The sequence below is a fragment of the Emcibacter sp. SYSU 3D8 genome, from assembly GCF_039655875.1.
Taxonomy (GTDB): domain Bacteria; phylum Pseudomonadota; class Alphaproteobacteria; order SMXS01; family SMXS01; genus RI-34.
On sequence record NZ_JBBYXK010000004.1, the window covers coordinates 291,101 to 315,047 of the forward strand.

Below are 23,947 nucleotides of genomic sequence, written 5' to 3' on the forward strand. Positions count from 1 at the left end.
CTCCTAATGAGCCGGTCCCAAGGATTAGGGCTTTGCGACGATGTCGATCTTGCGGATGACCTGTTGGCTTTTCGGCCGGGTCAGGTCCACGGTCAGCAGACCGTTTTCGACACCCGCATGCACGACCTCGATGCCGTCGGCTAATACGTAACGCCTCTGGAACTGTCTGGTTGCAATGCCACGGTGAACAAAGGTCCGCGTCTTGTCGTCGGGCTGTGCGCCAGCGACGACCAGCTGGTTGTCTTCGACCGTGACGCTCAGGTGCTCGGGCAGGAACCCGGCCACCGCCAATACAATGCGCCAGCTCGTTTCGCTGGTCTGCTCGATGTTGTAGGGCGGATAACCGTCGTCCGCCGAGCGGGCGGCACGTTCGAGCATGCCTTCCAGCCGCTCGAAGCCGAGCAGAAACGGGCTCGACAGCAAGGATACACGCGTCACGCTGGCCTCCTTCCTTGAAGCGGGCAGTGATTTGGGCCCCGAAGGCGCCCTCGGATCGCGGCCCGGAATCCGGCGCCGCTTGTTTCCTATGTGGTTATGGCGTGCGGGCGTTCAAGGGGCGCGCGCAGGGTTCCCGGCATGGGGCGCCGTCCCGCATGGTACCGTTACTTATTGGCTTATGTAGTGGCCTGTTGGTGACGTTGCCGCTATAAATGGTGGTGAACGGATAGCAAGGAATTCTGCCCCAGATGGCCACTTGTCATGGTACGGCGGTGTGCGGCACGGGCACCGGGCCCCGGAAAAGGCGTGGTGTGGTGCGGTTGCTCGGTACCGCCCTGCTGCTGGCCGTCACGGCCGTCCCCGCTCGCGCCGATTTCCAGGCCGGTGCGGCTGCCTATGCGCGGGGGGATTTCCGGGCCGCGATCGACGCATGGGCTCCTGATGCCGAACAGGGCGATCCGAGTGCGTTGTTCAACCTGGGCCAGATGCACCGCCTTGGCGTCGCGGTCGACAAGGACCTGGACAAGGCCGAGGAATATTACCGCCGCGCGGCTGAACAGGGCCATGTGGGCGCCCAGGCAAATCTGGGCTCCATGCTCTACGACCGCGATCCGCCACAGGGTCAGGAGGCGGTCAGTTTCTGGCAGCAGGCGGCGCGGGCCGGTGACGTCAAGTCGCAGTACCTGCTGGGTGTGCAGTACGTGAATGGCGATTTCGTCGCCCGAGACTACGTGCAGGCCCATGCCTGGCTCAGCCTGGCGGCGAAGGCCGGTATCCGCGACGCCACGGAGGCGCTGACCCTCGTCAGGACGTACATGGATGCGGCTGATGTGGGAAAGGCCGACACACTCGCCGCCACGCTGGTCGTGCCGCCCGCGGCGCCCCGGGCGGCAACCATGCCGGCCAGTGGCGAACTCGCCAGCCAGCTGGACGCGGCGGTGCTGCCCAACCCGGTGGATGACCTGGCCATCGCCGACCTGTGGCCGATCAGTCCCGACGCGGTGCGCGGCGCCATAGCGCTGCCATCGCTGCAAGACGCACCGGATGCGCACCAAGCCGTGTCGAAAACCGGGAACGAGCCGCCGTCTGCCACACCGCCCGAGCCGTCAACTCCCCGGGCGCCGCCGGCCGCACTGGCGAAATCCGACGATTCTCGCAACGTCGAGTACCGGGCACAATTCGCCAGTTTCAGCACCGAGCGCGAGGCCATGGAACTGCGCCAGTCGCTCGAGGCCGGACATGCGAGGCTGCTCGGTGATGCCGGCGTGAAAGTGGAGAAGCTGATCGGGGGCGGACCCCAGTCCGTCGTCTACCGGGTCAGAACCGGACCGCTGAAGAGTGAGGCCGCGGCCAGGGCGGTGTGCGATGGCGTGAGCGGGGACAAGATCGCCTGTCAGACTGCCAAGAGCATGCGGGTTCCGGTCTCGGCAGGCGCGGACGCCGAACTGCAGCACGCCCAGACGACCGGCGCGCCGACGCCGTCCGTGGTCCCGCAGCAGAAAGCGCCGGCAGCGCCAGCGCCCGAGGATCATCCCGAAATCGGTCCCGAGGCGCTGCATGAGGGCGACAAGTGGCGGGTTCAGGTCGGCGCAGGGCGGACCGAGGAAGAAGCCCGGTTCCGCTGGGCGCGGCTGATGGGCGCGAACGCCGATCTGCTCGATGCTGCCGAGCTGTACATCTACAAGGCCGATCTGGGGCTGAAAGGCGTGTTCTACCGGGTGCAGATCGGCCGCTTCAGCACCCGTCCCGCCGCCATCGGATTGTGCGAGCGGCTCAAGGCCCGCAAGGTTGACTGCTTCGTGACCGCCACACAGCCATAGCCGCCTGGCCGGTTTACGGTCTGGCCGCGCCGAAACCGTATTTCTCGAACAGAGCGCGCGCTTCCGGTGTCCCGAGATAGCTGTAAAAGGCCTCGGCAGCCGGATTGTGGCCCTTCACCAGCGCCGCCGGATAGACGATGGGCATGTGGCTGGAGCCTGGAAACACATCGACGATTCGGACTCGTCCTTCCACGCCGGCATCGCTGAAATAGACGATACCGAGCGGCGCTTCACCCCGCGCCACTAGCGCCAGCGCCGTCCGCACGTTGTCGGCTGGAAGCAGCCGGTCGGCCACATCCTTCCACACTCCCAGCCGGGACAGCGCGGCACGGGCATAGCGGCCCGCCGGCACGAAATCAGGATCGCCGGTCGACAGGCGGCCACCCTTGCCGAGGGCGGCAGCCAGCGCGAAGCCGGGCGCGACCTTCAATGCCAGCGGGCTGGCCGCCGGCGCGATCAGCACCAGCCGGTTGGACAGGATGTTCCTGCGGCTGGGGGGGTCGATCAGGCCGCGCTGCTGCAGGTAATCCATCCAGTCCGTGTCGGCAGATATGAACAGGTCGGCGGGTGCGCCGGCCTCGATCTGGCGTGCGGCCGCCGAGCTTGAGGCGAAGGAAAGCACCACCTTCACGCCGGTCTTGCCGGTATAGGCCGCGCCGATGTCCTGCAGGGCGTTGGTCAACGAGGCGGCCGCAAAGACAGTCACGTCCCGCGGCGGCGCGGCTTTCGGCGCAGCCGGAAGCAGCATGGTCATGACCATCGCTGCTGCTGCACCGGCCAGCACAGCGCGGCGGCGCGCAGGGTCAAACAGGCTGAACAATCGGCTCCCGTGCATGCCTTATCTGTAGGGATGCACTGTTCCAAGGCAAGGGCATTTCGCGGCGCAGAGAAGTGAAATCCCGGGCGGCGCCATGGCGGAACGTGGTCCACCGCTCGGGAGCCGGTGATGCCGATTCGCTCGGCGCCGGCACATCTGGGATCGCAAAATTTCCATGCAGGCTTCGCCGCCGCATCATGGCGGTGTCCGCCGGGACAGGCAGCGAGCGGTCCTCCGGATGATGGCTATTCTCCCGGTGTGACACGGCGTTCTGGTCCCCTGCGGAATTTACCGCGTGCGCCGGTGGTCCAGGCATGAAAAAAGCCGCCCGAAGGCGGCTTTTTCTGGGGTTCTGGTGGAGCTGAGCGGGATCGAACCGCTGACCTCTACAATGCCATTGTAGCGCTCTCCCAACTGAGCTACAGCCCCCCAGGAGCGGCTTCGGAACCCGCTGGGCTGCCGAAGCCGCGTCTATATGCGCGGGGTGCGCCTGAAGGTCAAGCGCCTATTTGTCATCGTCCGAGTCGTTCTCGACATCAACCTCGACCTCGACGTCGATATCATCTTCCTCGTCCTCGATCTCGAGGATCTGGTCCATGTCGGAATCGTCGCTGTCCTCAAGGTCGTCGTCGTCGTCGGACACCGGTTCGGGCTTCTTGACGACCTTGGCCTTGACCTCGACCGGTTCCGCGACGGGCCGGCGCGGCTTCAGGATGGTCTCGGGCACGAAGTTCTGACCGCAATTGATGCAGGTGATCGGATCGGACTTGCCCAGATCGTAGAAGCGGGTGCCGCATTTCGGGCACTGGCGTTTGGTTCCCAGCTCAGGCTTGGCCACCTTTGTCCTCACTTTTCTGATCAGTCTTTGGAGATTGGCGAAACCCATTGCCACGGTCGGCACCGGGTGTCAAAGCACTATTTGGCGGCGTACCGGAATTGGCCCGCCGCGCAGGCTGTGCTAGATGGAGCGCCACAACCTCAAGGGCAAGACAATTATGAGCATCCGAACTGCACATCGGATCACCGGCCTGACCGGAACCTACGCGGCGCCGGGCGACAAGTCGATCTCCCATCGGGCGTTGATGCTGGGCGGACTCGCCGTGGGCGAGACGCGCATCACCGGCCTGCTGGAGGGCGAGGATGTGCTGGCGACGGCCCGCGCCATGCGGGCGCTGGGCGCCGAAGTGACGCGCGGCGCCGACGGCGCCTGGACGGTGTACGGCACCGGCGTGGGCGGCCTACGGGCGCCGTCGGATATCCTGGACCTTGCCAATGCGGGTACCGGCGTGCGGCTGCTCATGGGCGTGGTAGCCACCCATCCGTTCACCAGCGTGTTCACCGGCGACGCCTCGCTGCGCAAGCGGCCCATGGAACGGGTGATGACGCCCTTGCGCCAGATGGGCGCGCGCTTCACCGCCGCCGAGGGCGGCCGGTTGCCGATCACTGTCGAAGGCGCCGCCATGGCGATGCCGATCCGGTACGTGGTGCCGGTGCCGTCGGCGCAGGTGAAGTCGGCGGTGATGCTCGCGGGGCTCAACACGCCCGGCCGGACCATCGTCGTCGAGAAGCAGGCGACCCGCGACCACACTGAAAACATGATGCGCCATTTCGGAGCGAGCGTAAGCGTCGAGCGCACGGCGGAAGGCGATGTCATCGCGCTGGACGGTCAGCCCGAGTTGCGCGGTCGGCCCATGGCGGTGCCGGGCGATCCGTCCTCGGCGGCGTTCCCGCTGGTGGCGGCGCTGATCACCGAGGACTCCGAGCTGACCGTCACCGGCATTTCCGTCAATCCGCTGCGCGCCGGCCTGTTCGAGACGCTGATCGAGATGGGTGCGTTGCTGGAAATCACCAATCGCCGCATCGAGGGCGGCGAACCGGTGGCCGACGTCACGGCGCGCTCCAGTGCCCTGCGCGGCGTGGACGTGCCGGCCGAGCGGGCGCCCAGCATGATCGACGAATATCCGATTCTGGCCATTGCCGCGGCTTTCGCCCAGGGACGCACCACCATGCGCGGCCTCGGCGAATTGCGGGTCAAGGAATCCGACCGGATCGCCGCCATGGCGAAGGGCCTCGCCGCCAACGGCATTGCCTTCCAGGAGCTGGAAGACGGGATGATCGTCGATGGCCGGCCCGGCGATGTGCCCGGCGGCGGCACCGTCGAGACTCACATGGATCACCGCATCGCCATGTCGTTCCTGGTGCTGGGCTGCGCCTCGCGAAAGCCGGTGACCGTGGATGAGGACGAGATGATCGCCACCTCCTTCCCCGACTTCGCCGGCCTGATGGCCAGCGCCGGGGCCCGGCTGGAGGCGGCGTGATCATCGCCATCGACGGGCCGGCATCGTCGGGCAAGGGCACTCTGGCCCGGCTGTTGGCCCGGCATTACGGCCTGCCTCACCTCGACACCGGTTCGCTCTATCGGGCGGTTGCCCGCAAGCTGCTCCGGGACGGCGCCGACCTGGGTGACGAGGCTGCCGCCGGGCGCGCGGCGCGGGCACTGAGCGCCGCCGACCTCGACGATCCGGGCCTGCGTGACGAGACAACCGGCGAGGCAGCCTCCATCGTCTCCGCCATGCCGGATGTACGCGCCGCGCTGCTGGACTACCAGCGGACCTTCGCGCATCAGCCGGGCGGCGCGGTACTGGATGGACGGGACGTGGGAACGGTGATCTGCCCGGAAGCGGACGCCAAACTGTTCGTGACGGCCGCCGCGGCCGTACGGGCCAGACGCCGCGCCGACGAACTGAGGGCGCGCGGGAAGGCCGCGGACGAGCACCGCATCCTCGAGGATATCGAGGCGCGCGACCGGCGCGATACGCGCCGTGCGGTCGCGCCGCTCGCGCCCGCCATGGACGCGCACTTGCTCGATACCTCGAATCTGTCTATAGAAGCCGCCTTTGAAGCGGCGAAAGCCGTTGTTGAGTCTGCCGTCCGCAAGGCAATGGCAGAAAGACCGCCGGAAAAACCGGCTGGCCTGTAACATCTGAAGAAGCAGGAGCTTAAACAGCATGTCTACCAACACCAGCGCGAACACCGCGCTTCGCGATGAATTCGCGGCCCTTCTGGACGAAAGCTTTGGCGGTGGCGAAGCCATCGAAGGCACCGTCGTAAAGGGCACCATTGTCGGCGTCGAGAATGACGTCATCGTTGTCGACGTCGGTCTGAAGGCCGAAGGTCGCATCCCCGTCGCCGAATTCGGCCCCGTCGGCAGCCGCCAGAGCCTGAACGTCGGCGATACCGTCGAGGTGTTCCTCGAGCGCATGGAAAATGCCATGGGCGAAGCGGTGATCAGCCGCGAGCGCGCCCGTCGCGAGGAAGCCTGGGACCGCCTCGAAGACGCAGCCGGCGACAGCTCGCGCGTCGAGGGCATCATCTTCGGCCGCGTCAAGGGCGGCTTCACCGTGGATCTCGACGGCGCCGTGGCGTTCCTGCCGGGCAGCCAGGTCGACATCCGCCCGGTGCGCGATGTCACGCCGCTGATGGGCATCACCCAGCCCTTCCAAATCCTGAAGATGGACCGTCGCCGCGGCAATATCGTCGTGTCGCGCCGCGCCGTCCTCGAAGAGACCCGCGCCGAGCAGCGCACCGAGCTGCTGTCGAACCTGCATGAAGGCCAGGTGCTCGACGGTGTCGTGAAGAACATCACCGATTACGGCGCGTTCGTCGACCTGGGCGGCATCGATGGCCTGCTGCACGTCACCGACATGTCGTGGCGCCGCATCAACCACCCGACCGAGGTGCTGAGCATCGGCCAGACCGTCAAGGTCCAGGTGATCAAGGTCAACCCGGAAAGCCAGCGCATCAGCCTGGGCATGAAGCAGCTCGAGGCCGATCCGTGGGATGGCATCGACCTCAAGTACCCGGTCCGCGCGACCTTCACCGGCCGTGTCACCAACATCACCGAGTACGGCGCCTTCGTGGAACTGGAGCCCGGTGTCGAAGGTCTGGTGCACGTTTCCGAAATGTCGTGGACCAAGAAGAACGTCCACCCCGGCAAGATCGTGTCGCAGAGCCAGGAAGTCGAGGTCATGGTCCTCGACGTCGATCCGTCGAAGCGCCGCATCAGCCTCGGCCTCAAGCAGGTCCAGGAAAATCCGTGGGAGTCGTTCTCCGCACAATATCCGGTCGGCTCGACCGTCGAAGGCCAGGTCAAGAACATCACCGAATTCGGTCTGTTCATCGGCCTCGACCACGATCTCGACGGCATGATCCATCTGTCGGATCTGGACTGGAACCGTTCGGGCGACGAGGCGATCAAGGACTTCAAGAAGGGCGATACCGTCAAGGCGATCGTTCTCGATATCGACATGGAGAAAGAGCGCATCGGCCTGGGTGTGAAGCAGCTCGGCGGCGATCCGTTCGCCGGCGTGTCGTCCAGCACCAAGAAGGGCTCGATCGTCACCTGCATCATCAGCGCCGTGACCGACAATGGTCTCGAGGTGAAGTTCGGTGACAGCGACTTCCCGGGTTTCATCCGCCGTTCCGACCTGGCCCGCGATCGCGGCGACCAGCGTCCCGACCGCTTCGCCGTCGGCGACAAGGTCGATGCGCTGGTGACCAACGTCGACAAGTCCTCGCGCCGGATCACCCTTTCGATCAAGTCGCTGGAGATCGAGGAAGAGAAGAAGGCGGTTGCCCAGTATGGTTCGGCCGATGCCGGCGCCAGCCTCGGCGACATTCTGGGCGCGGCCATGGATAAGGCCCGCCGGGAAGCCAACGACTAAAATGCTTTTCAGGCCGGGCGGATTCGCCTGGCCGCATGAAAGCTGCGACGAGAGAAATCTCTCCTGGTGAGAGACGACTTCGAAAGCCCTCTCGCCTGTTCTCAGGCGAGAGGGCTTTCTCTATGATGACCCTGGATGTGAGGGAGTGACGAATGGCCATCGATGTCGATGAACTGCTGGCCCGCAGGAAGCTGAAGCGCCGGTTGGCGTTCTGGCGGGTGGCGGCGCTGCTGCTGGTGGTGGGCCTCGCGCTCGCCGTATTCGGCAGCAAGGGCAAAGGCGTGTTGCCGCATATCGCGCGGGTCAACATCGACGGCGTGATCATGGACGAGAAGAAGCGCGAGGAAGTGCTCGACGACATCGCCGGGGACAGCACCGTCAAGGCGGTGATCGTACGCATCGACAGTCCGGGAGGCACGGTCGTCGGCTCGGAAATCATCTACAAGGGGCTGCGAAAGATCGCCGAGGACAAGCCGGTGGTCGCCGTGATCAGCAGCATGGGCGCATCGGGCGGCTATATCGCGGCGCTCGGCGCCGACCGCATCTACGCCCGGGAGAACTCGCTCACCGGGTCCATCGGCGTGATCTTCCAGTCGCCCGAATTCTCCAAGCTCATGGGGACCATCGGCGTCAGCGTCAACGAGGTGAAATCGGCGCCGCTGAAGGGCGGCCCGTCACCGTTCGAGCCCATGTCCGATGACATGCGCCAGAGCATCGAGGTGATGGTCAACGACGCCTTCGACTGGTTCAAGGATCTGGTCCAGGAACGGCGCGACCTGACACCCGACGAACTGGCGGTGGTCACGGACGGCCGTGTCTATTCCGGCCGGCAGGCCATTCCGCTCAAGCTGGTCGACGCGTTGGGCGGCGAGCAGGACGCCATCGCCTGGCTGGAAAAGGAAAAGAAACTCTCCAGGAACCTGCCGGTGATCGATGCCGACAAGGACAAGGAGTTTCCGTTCATGGAAAGGGCCATGGCCATGGTGTTCGGCGACACACACCTGGCCGACCGGCTTTCACTTGACGGAGTGCTAGCGCTCTGGCAACCTTAGGGTTTCCGAGACAAGAGGTAGAGCGAGACGTGCTGGGGGTCGGTCGTCTCTTGCCGACGGGGGTACACTTACGTGATCAAGTCCGAACTTATCCAGCGGCTGGCTGAAGACAATCCACATTTGTATCAGCGTGCCGTGGAGCGAATCGTATCTACGATCTTCGACGAGATCACCGGCGCCCTGGCGCGGGGCGATCGCGTGGAGCTTCGGGGTTTCGGCGCGTTTTCCGTGAAATACAGACCCTCTCGCCTGGGGCGCAACCCGCGCACCGGCGACGCGGTCGATGTGTCCGCCAAGGCCGTGCCGTTCTTCAAGACCGGCAAGGAACTGCGTGAGCGGTTAAACGAGAAGTAGCCGCTGTTCCAGCCCTCTCATCCGAACTAGGCTGACGGCATGAGTCGGTTTCGCCTGATCGTCACCCTGCCGCTGCTTCTCATCGTCGTGCTGTTCGCGGTGGTGAACCGCACCGCCGTGCCCGTCAATTTCTGGCCATTTCCATACGCTGTCGATCTGCCGCTGTCGGCGGTGGCGTTCGGCGGGTTTTTCCTGGGCGCGCTGAGCGGCGGGCTTGCAGTGTGGCTGGGCGGCATGCGAAAACGCCGCCGCGAGCGCCAGCAGGTGGCCGCGGCGGCCAAGGTCGCCGACATCGATGATCCGATGCCGAGGTTGTAATGACACACGCGAACAAGGTTTTCGTTCCGCTCGACACGCCTTCGCTCGACGTGGCCCTGGACTGGGCCGCCCGTCTCAAGGGTATCGTCGGCGGCCTGAAGCTCGGTCTGGAATTCTTCGGCGCACAGGGACCCGAGGGACTTCGCCGGGTAGCCGCGACCGGCATGCCGATATTCCTCGACCTGAAATTCCATGACATTCCGAACACGGTGGCCGGTGCGGTTGCGTCGGTGACGCCGCTGGCGCCGTTCATGATGACCATCCATGCAGGCGGCGGCCAGGCCATGATGCGCGCCGCGGTGGACGCCGCAGGCGAGACCGCGGCGAAGGCCGGCGTGCCGCGGCCCAAATTGCTGGGCGTCACCGTGCTGACCAGCCTGGACGACAGCGACCTTCATGCGGCCGGTGTCGCCGGAAGCGTCGAGCACCAGGTGGTGCGCCTGGCCCGACTGGCGCAGGACAGCGGTCTGGACGGTGTGGTGTGCTCGCCGAAGGAGATTGTCCCGATCCGCCATGCCTGCGGCCCGGACCTGATCCTGCTGGTGCCGGGCATCCGCCCCGCCGGGAGCGCGAGTGGCGACCAGAAGCGGGTGATGACGCCGCGTGAGGCTGCCGACGCGGGCGCCACCTACCTGGTGATCGGGCGTCCGATCATCGCGGCGGCCGATCCACGGTTGGCGGCGCAGTCCATCGCGGAGTCGCTCGACACCGCCGTCGCCGGTTGATCCGGCCACGCGCCGTCCTATCTGTGGCTGAACCATCGGATCCGGACATGACTGTCGACGTCAAGATATGCGGCCTTAGCACTGCCGACGGCCTGCGGGCTGCCATCGATGCCGGCGCGGGCTATGTGGGCTTCGTGTTCTATCCGCGGTCACCCCGCGCCGTGAGCGCGCAAGAGGCCGGCGCGTTGGCGCTGATCGTGCCGCAGGGCGTGCGCAAGGTCGGTCTGTTCGTCGATCCGACCGACGAGGCGCTGGCAGAGGTTCTGCGCGCCGTGCCGCTGGATATCATCCAGCTGCAGGGAGCGGAAACGCCGGACCGTGTCGCCGAAATCCGCGCCAGCACCGGCAAGCCTGTCTTCAAGGCCGTCGCCATAGCGGGGCCGGATGATGTGGCACGGGCGCATTCCTATGAGGATACGGCGGATTTCTTGCTGTTCGATGCGAAACCACCTAAAGCTATGCCCCTCGCGCTGCCGGGCGGCAACGGGCTCTCCTTCGACTGGAAGCTGATCGCCGGGGAAACCTGGAAGCGGGGCTGGATTCTTGCCGGCGGCCTGACGGCCGACAACGTGGCCGATGCCGTGGAACAGAGCGGCGCCAGGTTCGTCGATGTCTCGTCCGGCGTCGAGGACAGGCCGGGAGTCAAGAACCCGGCGAAGATCGAGGCGTTTATCAAGGCGGCACGGAACGCAACATCATGAACAAACCCGAACGGCCCAATTCCTATCGCAGCCTTCCCGATGCGGACGGCCATTTCGGCTTGTTCGGCGGCCGCTACGTGGCCGAGACGCTGATGCCGCTGATCCTGGACCTGGACAACGCCTACCGCGACGCCAAGGCCGATCCGGCGTTCAAGGCGCGCATGGACGACCTGATGAAGAACTTCGTCGGCCGTCCCAGCCCGCTGTATTTCGCCGAGCGGCTGACCGAGCATTTCGGCGGTGCGAAAATCTACCTGAAGCGCGAGGAGCTGAATCACACCGGCGCGCACAAGATCAACAATTGCATCGGCCAGATCCTGCTCGCCCAGCGCATGGGCAAGAAGCGGATCATTGCCGAGACCGGCGCCGGCCAGCACGGCGTGGCGACGGCCACGGTAGCGGCGCGCTTTGGCCTGGAATGCGTGATCTTCATGGGCGAGACCGATATTATGCGGCAAAAGCCCAACGTGTTCCGCATGAACCTGCTGGGCGCGCAGGTCGTTCCGGTCACCTCGGGAGCCCGGACCCTGAAGGACGCCATGAACGAGGCGCTGCGCGACTGGGTGACCAATGTGGACTCGACCTATTATCTGATCGGTACGGTTGCCGGTCCGCATCCCTATCCGGAACTGGTGCGCGATTTCCAGTCGGTGATCGGTCATGAAACCCGCGAGCAGATGCTGGCGGCCGAGGGCCGTTTGCCGGACACCCTGATCGCCTGCGTCGGCGGCGGCTCCAACGCCATCGGCCTGTTCCATCCGTTCCTCGACGACGACAGCGTCGCCATGACGGCTGTCGAGGCGGCGGGCCATGGTATCGAGACCGGCCAGCACGCGGCCTCGATATCGGCGGGCAGTCTCGGTGTGCTGCACGGCAACCGCACCTATTTGCTGCAGGACGACGACGGTCAGATCACCGAGGCCCATTCCATCTCGGCAGGCCTGGATTATCCCGGCGTCGGGCCCGAGCATGGCTGGCTCAACGATGTGGGCCGCGTGGAGTACGTCTCGGCGACAGACGATGAGGCGCTCGAGGCATTCCAGCTCTGCTGCCAGCTCGAGGGCATCATTCCGGCGCTGGAATCGTCCCATGCGCTCGCTCATGTGGCCAGGGTCGCGCCAAACCTGCCCAGCGATCACTTAATCGTTGTCAATCTCAGCGGACGCGGCGACAAGGATATCTTCACCGTCGCCGAGGCCCTGGGAGCGAAGATCTGACCATGACGCCAGGCCGCATTGAACGCCGTTTCGCCGACCTGCGCGCCGAAGGCCGCGCCGCCTTCGTGTCGTTCATCACGGCGGGCGATCCCAATCTCGAACAGTCCGAGGCGATTCTCGCCGGTCTGCCGGGGGCGGGTGTCGACATCATCGAACTGGGCATGCCGTTCACCGATCCCATGGCCGATGGCCCGGCAATCCAGGCGGCCGGCCTGCGCGCCCTCGCGGCGGGCCACACCCTGCGCAAGACGCTGGGCATGGTCGAGCGTTTCCGCAAGACCGACAACGACACGCCCATCGTGCTTATGGGCTACTACAACCCGATCTACAAATACGGCGTCGAGGCGTTCCTCGCCGATGCGGTCAAGGCGGGAGTCGACGGGCTGATCATCGTCGACCTGCCGGCCGAGGAAGACGCTGAACTGTGTGAGCCGGCCGTCAGGGCGGGCGTGCGCTTCATCCGGCTGCTGACTCCGACCACCGACGACAAGCGGCTCGAGCGGGTCATCGCCAATTGCAGCGGCTTCCTCTACTACGTCTCCGTCACCGGCATCACCGGCGCCGCCAAGGGCGCGCTGGATGCGGTCGGCAGGGCGCGCAAACGGTTTGCCGCCAAGAGCGACCTTCCCGTGGTTGTCGGTTTCGGCATCAGGACCGCCGACGCGGTTGCCGAAATCGCCTCGGTCGCCGATGGCGCCGTTGTCGGCTCGGCGATCATTGACAGGATTGCGAAGAATCTGGGCCCCAGCGGCATGCTGAGCGATTCCGGCATCCATGACGTACTTGCCTTTGTCGGTGGCCTGGCGTCGGGCGTGCACCGGGCGAAGCATCCGGTTGCTGCGGGAGATGCACGTTGAACTGGCTGAAGAAGGGGCGCGCCAAGCTCAGCACCATCTTCCGGCGCGAGCGCCCGGGCTCCGAGGAGGTCAAGTGGGACACCTGCGTCAATTGCGGCCAGATGATCTATCACAAGGAAATGGTCGCGGCGCAATATGTCTGCCCCCATTGCGGCCATCACCACAAGCTGCCGGCGAAGGACCGCTTCGCCGCCCTGTTCGACGGCAGCTCCTATGATCCCATCGCCGTGCCGAAACAGGCCGACGACCCGCTGAAGTTCCGCGACAAGAAGAAGTACATCGACCGGATCAAGGCGTCCCGCGCCGAAACCGGCGAGCAGGACGCGGTCACCGTCGCCGAGGGCAAGATCGGCGGCATCCCCGCCGTCGTCGCCATCCAGAGCTTTGCCTTCATGGGCGGCTCGCTGGGCATCGCGGCGGGTGACGCGTTTGTCGCCGGCGCATTGCGGGCGGTGAACGAGCAATCCGCATTCGTGATGATCACCTCGTCCGGCGGCGCGCGCATGCAGGAAGGCATCCTGTCGCTGATGCAGATGCCGCGAACCACTGTCGCCGTGCAGATGCTGCGCGAGGCGCGCCTGCCCTATATCGTGGTGCTGACCGATCCGACCACCGGCGGCGTCACGGCGTCCTATGCCATGCTGGGCGACATCCAGATTTCCGAACCGGGCGCACTGATCGGCTTTGCCGGACCGCGGGTGATCGAAAGCACGGTGCGCGAGCAGTTGCCCAAGGGCTTCCAGCGCGCGGAATACCTGCTTGAGCACGGCATGATCGACATGATCGTGCACCGCCACGAGCTGCCGGCGAAACTGGCCGCTGTGCTGCGCCTGCTGATGGGCGGCCGGCGCGACGACAAGCAACTCGCGCTGCCGTCGCCGCCCAGGACCAGACGCGGAGCTGCCGCCAATTGAGCAGCGATACGCTTCTCGCCCGGCTGCACACGTTCCATCCCAAGCTCATCGACCTGTCGCTCGGCCGCACCGAACGGTTGCTGGCCGCGCTCGGTAGCCCGCACCTCAAGCTGCCGCCCGTGCTTCACGTGGCAGGCACCAACGGCAAGGGCTCCACGGTGGCGCATCTGCGGGCGATGCTGGAGGCGGGCGGCAAGCGGGTGCAGACCTACACCTCGCCCCATCTGGTGCGCTTCCACGAACGCATCCGGCTGTCCGGCGGCCTGATTTCCGAGGCGCGTCTGGTCGACATCCTGACCCGCTGCGAAGCCGTTAACGCCGGCCAGCCCATCACCTTCTTCGAGATCACCACGGTCGCGGGATTCCTCGCTTTCGCCGAGGACGAGGCGGATTATTGTATCGTCGAGGTTGGCCTGGGCGGTCGCTACGACTCCACCAACGTGCTGGAGCGCAAGCTGGCCACCCTGATCACGCCGATCGGCCTCGATCATCAGAATTTCCTCGGTGACAGCCTCGCCGGCATCGCCGGCGAGAAGGCCGGCATCATCCGGCCCGGCACGCCCGCATTCTCGGCCGCCCAAGCACCCGAGGCGCTGGCGGTTATCGAGGCCGAGGCGGCGGGCGCGGACGCGCCGCTGAAGGTCGCGGGCAGGGACTGGAAGGCTGCCGCCGATGGCGATGGCTGGACGTTTGCCGATGCGGCGGGGGAACTGCGCCTGCCCGTGCCGGCGCTTGCCGGCGCGCACCAGATCGGCAATGCGGCCCTGGCGCTGGCGGCGTTGCGGTCGCTGGGCATCGCGCCGTCGCAGGACAGGATCGAGGCCGCGCTGAAGACGGTGACATGGCCGGCCCGGCTCCAGCCGATCATCCGCGGTCCACTGCTCGACCTGCTGGCGACCGGCACGCGCCTGTGGCTCGACGGCGGCCACAACCCGCATGCTGCGGAGGCGCTGGCGCAGGCGTTGGCGGGGCGCAAGCTGGACCTGGTCGTCGGCATGCTGGAAGGCAAGGACGCCGCCGAATATCTGCGGCTGATGGCGCCGGTCACCGCGTCGGTGAAGACGGTGCCCATCGACGGCGAGGCCTGCCACGATCCGGAGAATCTGGCGGAGCTGGCTCGGCGCGTCGGGCTGAAGGCGCAAGCCTTTCCGGAGGTCCAATCCGCGCTGTCGGCGTGCAGCGCCGACGAGGTGCTGATCTGTGGATCGCTCTACTTGGCAGGGCAGGTGCTGAACGCCTCGGGGATGATCCCCGAGTAACCAAAGCTATCAACCCAACCCTCCGGGACACAACACCTTCGCCGGGATGACGGCTGAGGGTGGGGAAAAAGCCCCTATTTCCCCAGATATTTGTCCAGCGTGTTGTGGAGGTGGCGCAGGCGGGATTCCATGTAGTTGGAATAGGTGATCGCGCCTTTTGCCGTGGCGTGGTTGCCCTCGTTCTGCCAGCGCATGATCTGGGTATCCTGGTCGAACAACAGGCCAAAGCCCGGGTCCATGCCGGGCACGTCGCGGTAGGATTCGTGCTCCTGCACATAGGTCACCGGCGCAGGATCGGGGCGGGTCTCGCCCTTGGGCACCGGGCGCATGAACAGGATGTCGAACAGGCAGCGGTCCGGATCGTTCCCCAGCGGCCGATACTGGTAGAGGATGCGCAGCGAGATTCCGGTGAAGATGAACAGATTGGGGAACAGGCTGTACTTGATGGAATCGAGTACCTCCGAGTTCGACATGCCCGACAGGTCGATGCCGAACCGGGTCAGATAGGCATCGCGCATCTGCTTCGCCATCACCTCGCGGGCGGTGCTGCCGTCCGGCACCTTCGGCTTTTCGCCGTCGACCAGCGAGCGATCGCCCATCAGCATGCCGTCGAGCACCTGCTGCTCGGTCATCTCGACGCCGCCGCGGCTGGTCTTGACGCCGAGCGCGACCAGGTCGCGGCTGACATGATCGCCGAAGATGTCGTGTTGCTGCTGGGCCGCGCTCCCGGACAGCTGCGGATGCACCATCGGGCCGTGATAGCCCTCGATGAACGCCTCCTGCGCCGCCTTCCAGTTGCAGGCAAGCTCCTTGCGGGCATGCACGCTCACATACCAGTCGGTGAAGTCCCAGTTTCCGCAGTGCTCCGGCAGGACTTCCAGATAATCGAGCAGCGGCGGCGCTTCCCGGTCCATGTTGATGAACACCAGGCTGTTCCACACATCCACCTGGACCTCGGGCAACCGGTTCTTCTCGTAGTCCAGATGCGGGAACTCCCAAGCGCAGGGCACCTCGTTCAGGGTGCCGTCCAGGTTCCAGGTCCAGCCGTGATAGGGGCATTGCAGGCTGGCCGAATAGCCTGACGAGCCCGAAGGCTTCAGCTTGGTGCCGCGGTGCAGGCAGGAATTGTGATAGCCCTTCAGGCCGCCGTCCTCCTGGCGCACGATGACGATGGAATGGCGGCCCAGATCGTAGACATAGTAATCGCCGGCCTCGGGCAGATGCTCGTCGCGGCAGGCATATTGCCACACCTTGCGCCACATCTTCTTCATCTCGAGATCGAAGAAGTCCTGCGAGGTGAACCGCTCGAGCGGAATGTCCTCGCTGGTCTGGGGCACGCCGGCCTCCAGCTTCAGCACCGGCGGCGCGTCGCCGTCCCTGGCGATGATTTCCTGGTAAAATGGACCCATGACACTGGCGGCCTTGGGTTGCCTGGACTCGATGTTCATCGCGCACTCCCCTGCAACGGCGGGAGAAAGCATAACATCCGTTATCCAACGGCGGCAATCCACCGGGTTGGTCAAATGAACAAAAATCGCGCGGCTATCGGCTGTCCAGATAGTCCCGCAAGCGGTCGCGGTAGTGCGAGACGAAATCTTCGCGGGCGAGCAGCTCGTCGATATGCACCAGTGCCCATTGCTGGCCTTCGTCGCCGAAGACAACGGCATCCACATGGCCCTGGGTCATGGTGCCGACGAAGAAGTGGGCGGACAAGCCGGTGAAGTCGGCCGAAGGATAGATCCGGTGCCAGCCAATCGCGTCGGCCGGCACGCGGATGCCGAATTCCTCCTCCAGCTCCCGCAGCGCGCATTCGACCGCCGTCTCATCGCCTTCGCGGCCGCCACCGGGCAGGTCCCACATGCCGGCATAGCGCAGGCCGGGAAAATCGTCGCGCTGATAGACCAGCACGTGGTCACCCAGGAAAAGCGCGATCTTGGCGCCGCTGAAGTCGTCCATTCCCCAACCTGCCCCAAAGAAATCCCCCGAACGAAAAAGGGCGCCCGCAGGCGCCCTTTCGAACCGCTATGCGGACACGGGTCAGATCGACTCGTTGATCCACTGAACGATCTTGCTCTTGGGCTGGGCGCCGACCTTGGTGGCGCGCAACTCGCCGTCCTTGAACAGCATCAGCGTGGGAATGCCGCGCACGCCATAGCTGGTCGGCGACACGGGATTCTCGTCGATGTTGAGCTTGGCGATGGTCAGCGTGCCGCCCATCTCCTCGGCGATTTCGTCGAGCGCGGGGGCGATCTGCTTGCAGGGACCGCACCACTCGGCCCAATAGTCGACAACCACGATTCCCGACGCGTCGAGAACGTCGGCCTGGAAGCTGTCGTCGGTAATCTTCTTGGTGGCCATGGGGATATTCCTTGATCACGGGATGTGCTTGGCCACCAAAAGTAGGGACGGTGACCCGGTTGGTCAAGGGCAGGTCAGACCGCCGGCGTAACTTGGCCATGAGGATCGAGCAGCCGGTCGGGCAGGGTCATCAGCGACGGCCCGTCAGTCCACAGCAGCGCACAGCGCACCGGCCGGTCCGGATAGATGCGGCGCATCAGGTCGCGGTAGGCGGCCAGCTGCCTCAGATAGAGCGGCGGCACGTCCTCGGCGCGCACCGGCGGCGGCCGGTTGGTCTTGTAATCGACAATCACCACCTCGGTCTCCGTGACCGCCAGCCGGTCGATCTGGCCGCTGATGGCGATTGTGCCCAGCAGGCCGGTGACGGGCACTTCGGCGGCGCTGCCGGGGCCGAACAAGGCGGCGCAGGCCGGATCCTCGAGCACCGCCATGACCTCATCGGTCCAGCGCAGCACAGCGGTTTCAGGAATGCCGTGGCCGGGCTGGCGCAGGAACCGCAGCGCCGCGCCGTGCCACTGGCCGGGCGGCATGTCGGGCAGCCATTGCAGCAGCCGGTGGAGCAGGGTGCCGCGCAGGAACCGCTCCCGGTCGGTCGCGTCCATGGGGCTGCGCACCGGCATCTCCGGCAGCGACGGCCGCGACGGCGCCAGCGGGCGGACGGGCGCGGGCTCGGGCGGCGGCGGCGAGGTGAGCCAGTCCGGCGGTGTCAGTGCCAGTTCGGCGACGGCGGCCTTTTTGTCGGGCTCGACCTTGCCCGCGCCCATGCGGAAGCGGCGCACCGCATTGCCGTCGAAATCCTCGGCCGCCTCGGCCTCCAGCCGGTCGAAGGCGTCGGCAACCAGATTGTACCAGCAATTGGCCGACCGGCCGCGCTGGGTTTCGTAGCCGCAGACATAAAGCCGGTCGCCGGCGCGGGTCAGCGCCACATAGAGCTGGCGGTTGTATTCCTCGTCGCGCTTGCGCTTGACCGCGTCCCTGGCGTCGGCGATGGCGCCGACGGCGTTATCCTTGTTCATCGGCCAGGCGAGGACAGGCTTTCCGCCCGGGTCGTCCAGCCAGTAGATGTCGCGGCCTTCATTGGGAATGCCGCAGGTGTCGGGCAGGAACACGATGGGCGCCTGCAGGCCCTTGGCGCCGTGTACCGTCATCACCCGCACTTCGCCCTTGCCCTGCTCCAACTCGCGCTTCACCTCGGTCTCGGCGGCCTCGACCCAGTGGATGAAGCCCTGCAGCGACGGTGGATGGCTACGCTCGTAGTCGAGGGCCAAGGCCAGGAACTCATCGAGCGGATCGAGCGCGTCGGGTCCGAGTCTCTCGAGCATGGCGCGCCGCCTGCCGGTGTCGAGCACCTGGGCGAAGAATTCGTAGGGCGGAATACGGTCGGCGCGCGCCAGGCAGCCGTCGAGGAACGACCGGGCCGCCGCGAAGGCCGGTTCGTCACGGCGGTCGGACAGCGCCTGCCACAATCGTCCGTCGCGGCCATGCGCCAGCGCGAACAGATTGTCCTCGGACAGCCCGACCAACGGTGATTTGAGCACAACGGCCAGGGTCAGGTCGTCTTCGGGCATCAGCACGAACCGGCCCAGCGCCAGCAGGTCCATGACCGCCAGCTGGTCGGTCAGCACCATGCGGTCCACGCCCGCCACCGGCACGCCCGCCCGCTTCAGGGCCCGCACCATTGCGGTGAAGAAGTCGTTGCGTCGGCGCACCAGGATCATGATGTCGTCGGGCAGGATCGGCCGGTCCTTCGACTCCAGCTTTTCGCCCGAACTCAACCAGTGGGCAATCTGCCGGGCGATGCGGTCGGCCAGCCGCGTGTCGGCCGGCTTGATCTCCCGGCGGGCGACGGGCGGCTCCCAGTTGCCGGACGTCTCGACTTCCTGCGGCACTTCGGTGGGCCACAATTCGACAAGGCCGGGGACATCCTTGCGGTGGGCCTCGTGGGCGATGCGCGCCTCCTGCTCGCGGAAGACCAGGCCGATTCTGGCCTCATCCTTCTCGAACACGGTATCGACCAGCTTCAGCACCGCCTCGGTCGAGCGGAACGACAGGGTCAGCGCGCCGTGGTGGAATACCTTTTCGGCCTGTGTCACCCGGTGCTGGAACACCTGCCGCATCTCCTCGAACTGGGCAGGCTCGGCGCGCTGGAAGCTGTAGATCGACTGCTTGGCGTCGCCCACCGCGAACAGGGTGCGGTTGGTGTCCCTCGCGCCCTCGCCCGTGAAGAATTCGTGGGCCAGGGCGGCGATCACCGCCCATTGATCCGGGTTGGTGTCCTGCGCCTCGTCGACCAGAATGTGGTCCAGGCCCTCATCCAGCTTGTACAGCACCCACGGTGCATTGCCGGTCACCAATGCGCGCGCCTTGGCGATCAGGTCGTCATAGTCCAGTACGGCGCGCTGCCGCTTGAGCCGCTGGTAGTTGCGCGTCAGCGCCCGGCCAAGGGTGGCCAGCGCGCGGCTGGCATGGGCAGCGCGGGCGGCCTTCAGCCGGTAGGCCACCTCGATCAGTCGCTCGGCCTCGTCGGCGAGCGCGGCCAGAGCTTCTGGCGACGCGGCCGCGACGGCCTTGGTGGCAAGCGTCTTGAGCGGCTGGCTGAACCCGGACGTGGCTGTCAGATACGCCCTGAAATAGATTTCGACACCGGCGACACGGCCTGCCACGTCCAGGTCGAGCCACAGGTTGATCTGGGCGCCGCGCTGCTGGTCGGTCTTGCTGCCGCGGGCAAGGGCTGCGGTGGCCCGGCGCAGCGCCGCGACGGCGATCATGGCATCCTGGCAGGCGGCTTCCGCGATGGCGCTGGCCGTCATGTCGGGGTCGGCGCCCAGCAGGCGGAAAATGGCCGAATGATCGTTGCCGTCACCCAGTGCGTCGGGCCTGCCGGCCAGCATGTCGAGCAATTCGCCGAATTTCAGGTCGGTGATGTGGGCCGATACGAAATCCAGCGCCTCGCTCAGGGCGGCATTGCGGCCCGTCTGTGCCGCGACGAGCACGCCGGCGGTCGCCTCCTGCCTCAACTCTGCGGCCGAATGGTCATCGAGCACCTGGAAATGGGGCGCGACGCCGGTCTCCAGCGGAAACCGCGACATCAGCGACTGACAGAAGGCGTGGATGGTCTCGATTCTCAGGCCGCCGGGCACGTCCAGAACCTCGGCAAACAGCCGGCGCGCCTTGGCCATGCGGGCCGTATTGGGCGGCACGCCTTCCAGCTCGCACAGCGCATCGTAAAGCTTCTCCTCCGGTGCGGTCGCCCAGGCCGCCAGGTTGGCGTTGACGCGGTTGGCCATCTCGGCGGCGGCGGCCTTGGTGAAGGTCAGGCACAGGATGCCCTGCGGCCGCGCATCCGCCAGCAGCAGCCGCAGCACCCGGTTGGTCAGCATGTGGGTCTTGCCGGTGCCGGCCGACGCGCCGACCCAGGCCGAGACGCCCGGATTGGCGGCGCGGTCCTGTTCGGCGGTCATTCGCCCCACTCCTTGACGCGCGCCAGATGGTCGTACTCGCCGAAGCCCACTTCCAGGGGGTTGGGACGGGACACATAGGGCACGGCGGGATCATCGAACGCGGCGACCAGCCGCCGCAGTCCGGCCTCGGCATCGGCAGCCAGTTCTTCCAGGCCTGGCTCGTCCTTCAGAATCGCGCTCGCCAGTTTGATCTCGTTGAATCGCGCGTCGCCCTTCAGCTTCCACCAGGCCAGCTCTGCCACCTCGGCGGCGGCCAGGTCGGCGAACGCGCCTGCCTTGGCCATCACCGCCTCCAGCGGCATCTGCGCGCCATAACCGGCCAGCAGCTGGTCGCGGCTGGGTTCACGGCCCGTCTTGTAGTCGATGATTTCCAGTCGCCCATGGGACAGCCGGTCGATGCGGTCGGCCTTGGCGGTCAGGGTGAAGTCGCCGCCGGGCAGGCCGCCCAGGACCAATGCGCCCGAACGCTCCAGCGCGACAGGCGCGGCAATGCCGAGGCGCTCGCGCTGCCGGTCGAGGAACCAGGCGGCAATCTGGGTAAAGCGGGGCCACCAGAAGGCGCGGACCAGTGGCTTCTCGATCACCGTGCCGAAGGCTTCGCGGCCAAAGTCCAGCAGCCGTTCCAGCCCGTCCGGTGGCGGCGCGCCGGGATGGGCCTCGAGGTAGTGATGTAGCGCCTGATGGATGAAATTGCCCCGGTCGGCGGCGCCCGCGTCGGCATCGAGCGGGTCCATCACCTGCAGGCGCAGGATATTCCGGGCATAGAGCGCATAGGGATCGCGCAGCCAGTTCTCGATGCGGGTGACCGACAATCTGCGCGGCCGTGCCGACAGTGGCGGTGTCGGCGCAGGCGGCGCTAGCGGCGCGGGCCGCTCCACATGGTCGAGCCGCCGGTGCCACGCCAGATGGGGCGGCCGCGGCCAATTGTCCTGGCCGACCAACGCATCGAGGCGCAGCAGCCAGCGCGACGGCAGGGTAGGTGCGCCGCCGACCTTCTCCGCCCGGGTCAGATAAACCAGCGGCGCGGCGGCGCCCTGGACGAAATCGTGGGCCGAGAGACCGATGCGGCGCTCGGGCGGCGGCAATCCGAAGCGCTGCTTCATGGGCCGGCTCATCCACGGATCTGCCGACGCCTGCGGCGGCCATGTGCCCTCGTTCAGGCCGCCCAGGATCATCACGTCGGCATGATGCAGCCGCGCCTCCAGCGGCCCCAGGATGGCAAGGCGCGGATGGCGGCCATAGGCCGGGCGCACCACGCCGTCCTGCATGGCGGCATCGAGCAGCGCCGGATAGTGCCGGGCCTCGATCGGCGTGCCCTCGGCGGTGTGGATGAATTCCTCCAGGAACGCGGCGGCGGCTTCACCCGCCTCCTCGACCCACAGCCGCGCCGCGCCGGTTTCACTGGCGGTCGCGGCCAGTGATTCGACCAGCTGCACATGGGCCCGGATCAGCTCGGGCAGGGCGATCTCGCCCTGGCTGAACAGCGCCATGAACGGCCCGATCTTGGCGGCGACGTCATCCCACCAGGCAATCAGCCCGGGACGCACCGGCGGATCGGCGGTTGCCAGCGCCCGGCCCAGCCCCTTGATGCCGGGCGCGGGCCGGGGACCTCGCAGCACTGCGCGCTCCATGTCGCGCACATGCCGCCTGAAGCGGCCCGGATCCAATCCGCCTGCCGCCAGCGGATGTTTCAGCGCGGCCAGCAGCGGCACCGGCGCAGCCGCGCTTGCCGCCATGTCGGCGGTCAGGCGCAGGAAGGCCGCGGCCTGGGTCTGGGGCAGCGGCGTGCCCGCCGAATCGTCGATGGCGATGTCCCAGCGCCGCAGCGCCGCAGCGACCCGGCGGCCCAGGTCGCGGTCTGGCGTGACCAGCGCGGCGGTCCGTCCCGGATGCTCCAGCGCCTCGCGCAGGATCACCGCGATGGCGCCCGCTTCCTCCTGGGGGGTCGGCGCATCGATGCGGAAGAGGCCGGCCAGCGCGGCAGCCCGGTCGACGGCCAGGTTCTGCCACGCGGCGGTGGTCTCGGCCGGGCGCATGGCCTCGTTCAGCAGCGCGGCGCGCGGCGGCGGCGCTTGCGCCTCGCCAGTCCATGGTTCCACTTCCGCCCGGTCCACCGCCATGCGGGCGAGAAGCTGCTTCATGCCGAATTGCGGGTGCGAGGGGGCCAGCGCCTCCCAGCTCTCCACATCCATGTCGCGCTGAAAGCCGGGCAGGACCACCGCGCCTTGCGGCAGCCGCGCGATGACGCCGATCAGGTCGGCGCTGGCGGGAATCGAGCCGGTCGAGCCGGCGGCGATGACCGGTGTCGCTGGCGGCGCCGCCGTCCAGCGCGCCGCCAGCAGCCGCAGCAGACGGTCGCGGCGCGCGGCAGGGTCGAGGTAGCCGCGCGTCTCCAGTATCGTTGGCCACGAGGTCGCGAGGATTTCGAGGAACCTGATGGTTTTTTGCCAGTGATGGGCGAAGTCGTCCGGCACCAGGGCGTGCATGTCGGCCAGATCGCAGCCCTCGGTCTGGACCTGGTCGAGAAAGCTGCCCAGTTCCGCCGCCAGCCGGAACGCCTGCGACGGTTCGTCGCCGCCGTCGCCATCGGTCAGCCGCCAGGCCTGCACCAGCCGCGCCAGCAGCAGCGTGCGCTCCAGCGCCGGGATCGCTGGCGGCACATCCAGCGCATCGGCGCCGTCGGTGGCGAAGGACAACTCGCCCTCGTCCACGTCGCCCAGCGGCTGCATCACCGGCAGGATCAGCGCCTTGCCGTCCGACAGCCGCAGGAAGGCCTCGCGCAGGGTCCGCGCCGCGCGCCGGGTGGGCAGCAGCACCCGCACCCGGCCCAGCGCCAGCGGATCGGCGCCGTAACGGACCATCAGTCCGCGCGCCAGCGCATCGACGAACGAGATGCCAGCCGGAATGGTGAAGACGGATGGGCTGGTCATGG

Annotated in this window: 21 protein-coding genes and 1 tRNA gene; 13 read left to right on the forward strand and 9 right to left on the reverse strand. The window is 66.7% G+C overall.

Annotated elements, in window-relative coordinates; translation table 11 throughout:
• Nucleotides 1–24 precede the first annotated feature (24 nt).
• Nucleotides 25–438, reverse strand: a complete 414-nt coding sequence (locus WJU21_RS15360; RefSeq protein ID WP_346324332.1) for an Hsp20 family protein — start codon at nt 436–438, stop codon at nt 25–27.
• Between the two features lie 314 nt (nt 439–752).
• On the opposite strand from WJU21_RS15360, the gene WJU21_RS15365 reads away from it, so the two are divergent.
• Nucleotides 753–2,258: an SPOR domain-containing protein gene (locus WJU21_RS15365; RefSeq protein WP_346324333.1), complete on the forward strand. Its 1,506-nt coding sequence runs from the start codon at nt 753–755 to the stop codon at nt 2,256–2,258.
• Between the two features lie 13 nt (nt 2,259–2,271).
• Here WJU21_RS15365 and modA read toward each other — a convergent pair whose 3' ends face one another.
• The 3 genes from modA to WJU21_RS15380 form a co-directional block, all read right to left on the reverse strand.
• The gene (gene modA, locus WJU21_RS15370) at nt 2,272–3,018 is read right to left on the reverse strand and encodes a molybdate ABC transporter substrate-binding protein (RefSeq protein ID WP_346324457.1); all 747 of its coding nucleotides are present in this window, start codon (nt 3,016–3,018) and stop codon (nt 2,272–2,274) included.
• A gap of 410 nt (nt 3,019–3,428) precedes the next feature.
• Nucleotides 3,429–3,504 (reverse strand) — tRNA-Ala (locus WJU21_RS15375).
• Between the two features lie 76 nt (nt 3,505–3,580).
• A complete protein-coding gene (locus WJU21_RS15380; RefSeq protein ID WP_346324334.1) occupies nt 3,581–3,913 on the reverse strand; it encodes a TIGR02300 family protein in 333 nt (110 codons plus the stop codon).
• A 157-nt stretch (nt 3,914–4,070) separates the two neighbouring features.
• Here WJU21_RS15380 and aroA point away from each other — a divergent pair, with 157 nt between their 5' ends.
• From aroA to WJU21_RS15440, 12 genes are all read left to right on the forward strand, one after another.
• Nucleotides 4,071–5,393, forward strand: a complete 1,323-nt coding sequence (gene aroA, locus WJU21_RS15385; RefSeq protein ID WP_346324335.1) for a 3-phosphoshikimate 1-carboxyvinyltransferase — start codon at nt 4,071–4,073, stop codon at nt 5,391–5,393.
• Entirely contained in the window at nt 5,390–6,055 is a 666-nt protein-coding gene (cmk, locus tag WJU21_RS15390; RefSeq protein ID WP_346324336.1) for a (d)CMP kinase, read from the forward strand. The genes aroA and cmk overlap by 4 nt, the downstream gene beginning before the upstream one ends.
• Before the next feature lie 28 nt (nt 6,056–6,083).
• The gene (gene rpsA / locus WJU21_RS15395) at nt 6,084–7,799 is read left to right on the forward strand and encodes a 30S ribosomal protein S1 (RefSeq protein WP_346324337.1); all 1,716 of its coding nucleotides are present in this window, start codon (nt 6,084–6,086) and stop codon (nt 7,797–7,799) included.
• A 152-nt stretch (nt 7,800–7,951) separates the two neighbouring features.
• A complete protein-coding gene (sppA, locus tag WJU21_RS15400) occupies nt 7,952–8,851 on the forward strand; it encodes a signal peptide peptidase SppA (RefSeq protein WP_346324338.1) in 900 nt (299 codons plus the stop codon).
• Between the two features lie 72 nt (nt 8,852–8,923).
• Complete coding sequence (locus WJU21_RS15405; protein WP_346324339.1) at nt 8,924–9,205, forward strand: integration host factor subunit beta; 282 nt, start codon at nt 8,924–8,926, stop codon at nt 9,203–9,205.
• Between the two features lie 39 nt (nt 9,206–9,244).
• Nucleotides 9,245–9,523, forward strand: coding sequence for a LapA family protein (locus WJU21_RS15410; protein WP_346324340.1), 279 nt, complete (start codon nt 9,245–9,247; stop codon nt 9,521–9,523).
• On the forward strand, nt 9,523–10,248 hold the full coding sequence (gene pyrF, locus WJU21_RS15415; RefSeq protein ID WP_346324341.1) for an orotidine-5'-phosphate decarboxylase: 726 nt from the start codon (nt 9,523–9,525) through the stop codon (nt 10,246–10,248). The genes WJU21_RS15410 and pyrF overlap by 1 nt, the downstream gene beginning before the upstream one ends.
• A 47-nt stretch (nt 10,249–10,295) precedes the next feature.
• Nucleotides 10,296–10,949: a phosphoribosylanthranilate isomerase gene (locus WJU21_RS15420; RefSeq protein WP_346324342.1), complete on the forward strand. Its 654-nt coding sequence runs from the start codon at nt 10,296–10,298 to the stop codon at nt 10,947–10,949.
• The gene (gene trpB, locus WJU21_RS15425; RefSeq protein WP_346324343.1) at nt 10,946–12,166 is read left to right on the forward strand and encodes a tryptophan synthase subunit beta; all 1,221 of its coding nucleotides are present in this window, start codon (nt 10,946–10,948) and stop codon (nt 12,164–12,166) included. Before WJU21_RS15420 ends, trpB begins: the two co-directional genes overlap by 4 nt.
• 2 nt (nt 12,167–12,168) lie before the next feature.
• On the forward strand, nt 12,169–13,023 hold the full coding sequence (gene trpA / locus WJU21_RS15430; protein ID WP_346324344.1) for a tryptophan synthase subunit alpha: 855 nt from the start codon (nt 12,169–12,171) through the stop codon (nt 13,021–13,023).
• A gap of 35 nt (nt 13,024–13,058) precedes the next feature.
• The gene (accD, locus tag WJU21_RS15435) at nt 13,059–13,937 is read left to right on the forward strand and encodes an acetyl-CoA carboxylase, carboxyltransferase subunit beta (protein WP_346324458.1); all 879 of its coding nucleotides are present in this window, start codon (nt 13,059–13,061) and stop codon (nt 13,935–13,937) included.
• On the forward strand, nt 13,934–15,196 hold the full coding sequence (locus WJU21_RS15440) for a folylpolyglutamate synthase/dihydrofolate synthase family protein (RefSeq protein ID WP_346324345.1): 1,263 nt from the start codon (nt 13,934–13,936) through the stop codon (nt 15,194–15,196). The genes accD and WJU21_RS15440 overlap by 4 nt, the downstream gene beginning before the upstream one ends.
• A 74-nt stretch (nt 15,197–15,270) precedes the next feature.
• Here WJU21_RS15440 and WJU21_RS15445 read toward each other — a convergent pair whose 3' ends face one another.
• The 5 genes from WJU21_RS15445 to addB all read right to left on the reverse strand — a co-directional run bounded on the left by WJU21_RS15445 (nt 15,271) and on the right by addB (nt 23,945).
• Nucleotides 15,271–16,644 carry an aromatic ring-hydroxylating dioxygenase subunit alpha gene (locus tag WJU21_RS15445; protein WP_346324346.1) on the reverse strand — a complete coding sequence of 458 codons (1,374 nt, stop codon included), beginning with the start codon at nt 16,642–16,644 and terminating at the stop codon, nt 15,271–15,273.
• A gap of 94 nt (nt 16,645–16,738) precedes the next feature.
• Nucleotides 16,739–17,152: an NUDIX hydrolase gene (locus tag WJU21_RS15450; protein WP_346324347.1), complete on the reverse strand. Its 414-nt coding sequence runs from the start codon at nt 17,150–17,152 to the stop codon at nt 16,739–16,741.
• An 81-nt stretch (nt 17,153–17,233) separates the two neighbouring features.
• Entirely contained in the window at nt 17,234–17,554 is a 321-nt protein-coding gene (trxA, locus tag WJU21_RS15455) for a thioredoxin TrxA (protein WP_346324348.1), read from the reverse strand.
• A 74-nt stretch (nt 17,555–17,628) separates the two neighbouring features.
• Nucleotides 17,629–21,015 carry a double-strand break repair helicase AddA gene (gene addA / locus WJU21_RS15460; RefSeq protein WP_346324349.1) on the reverse strand — a complete coding sequence of 1,129 codons (3,387 nt, stop codon included), beginning with the start codon at nt 21,013–21,015 and terminating at the stop codon, nt 17,629–17,631.
• Nucleotides 21,012–23,945, reverse strand: a complete 2,934-nt coding sequence (gene addB, locus WJU21_RS15465) for a double-strand break repair protein AddB (protein ID WP_346324350.1) — start codon at nt 23,943–23,945, stop codon at nt 21,012–21,014. The genes addA and addB overlap by 4 nt, the downstream gene beginning before the upstream one ends.
• Nucleotides 23,946–23,947: the final 2 nt, after the last annotated feature.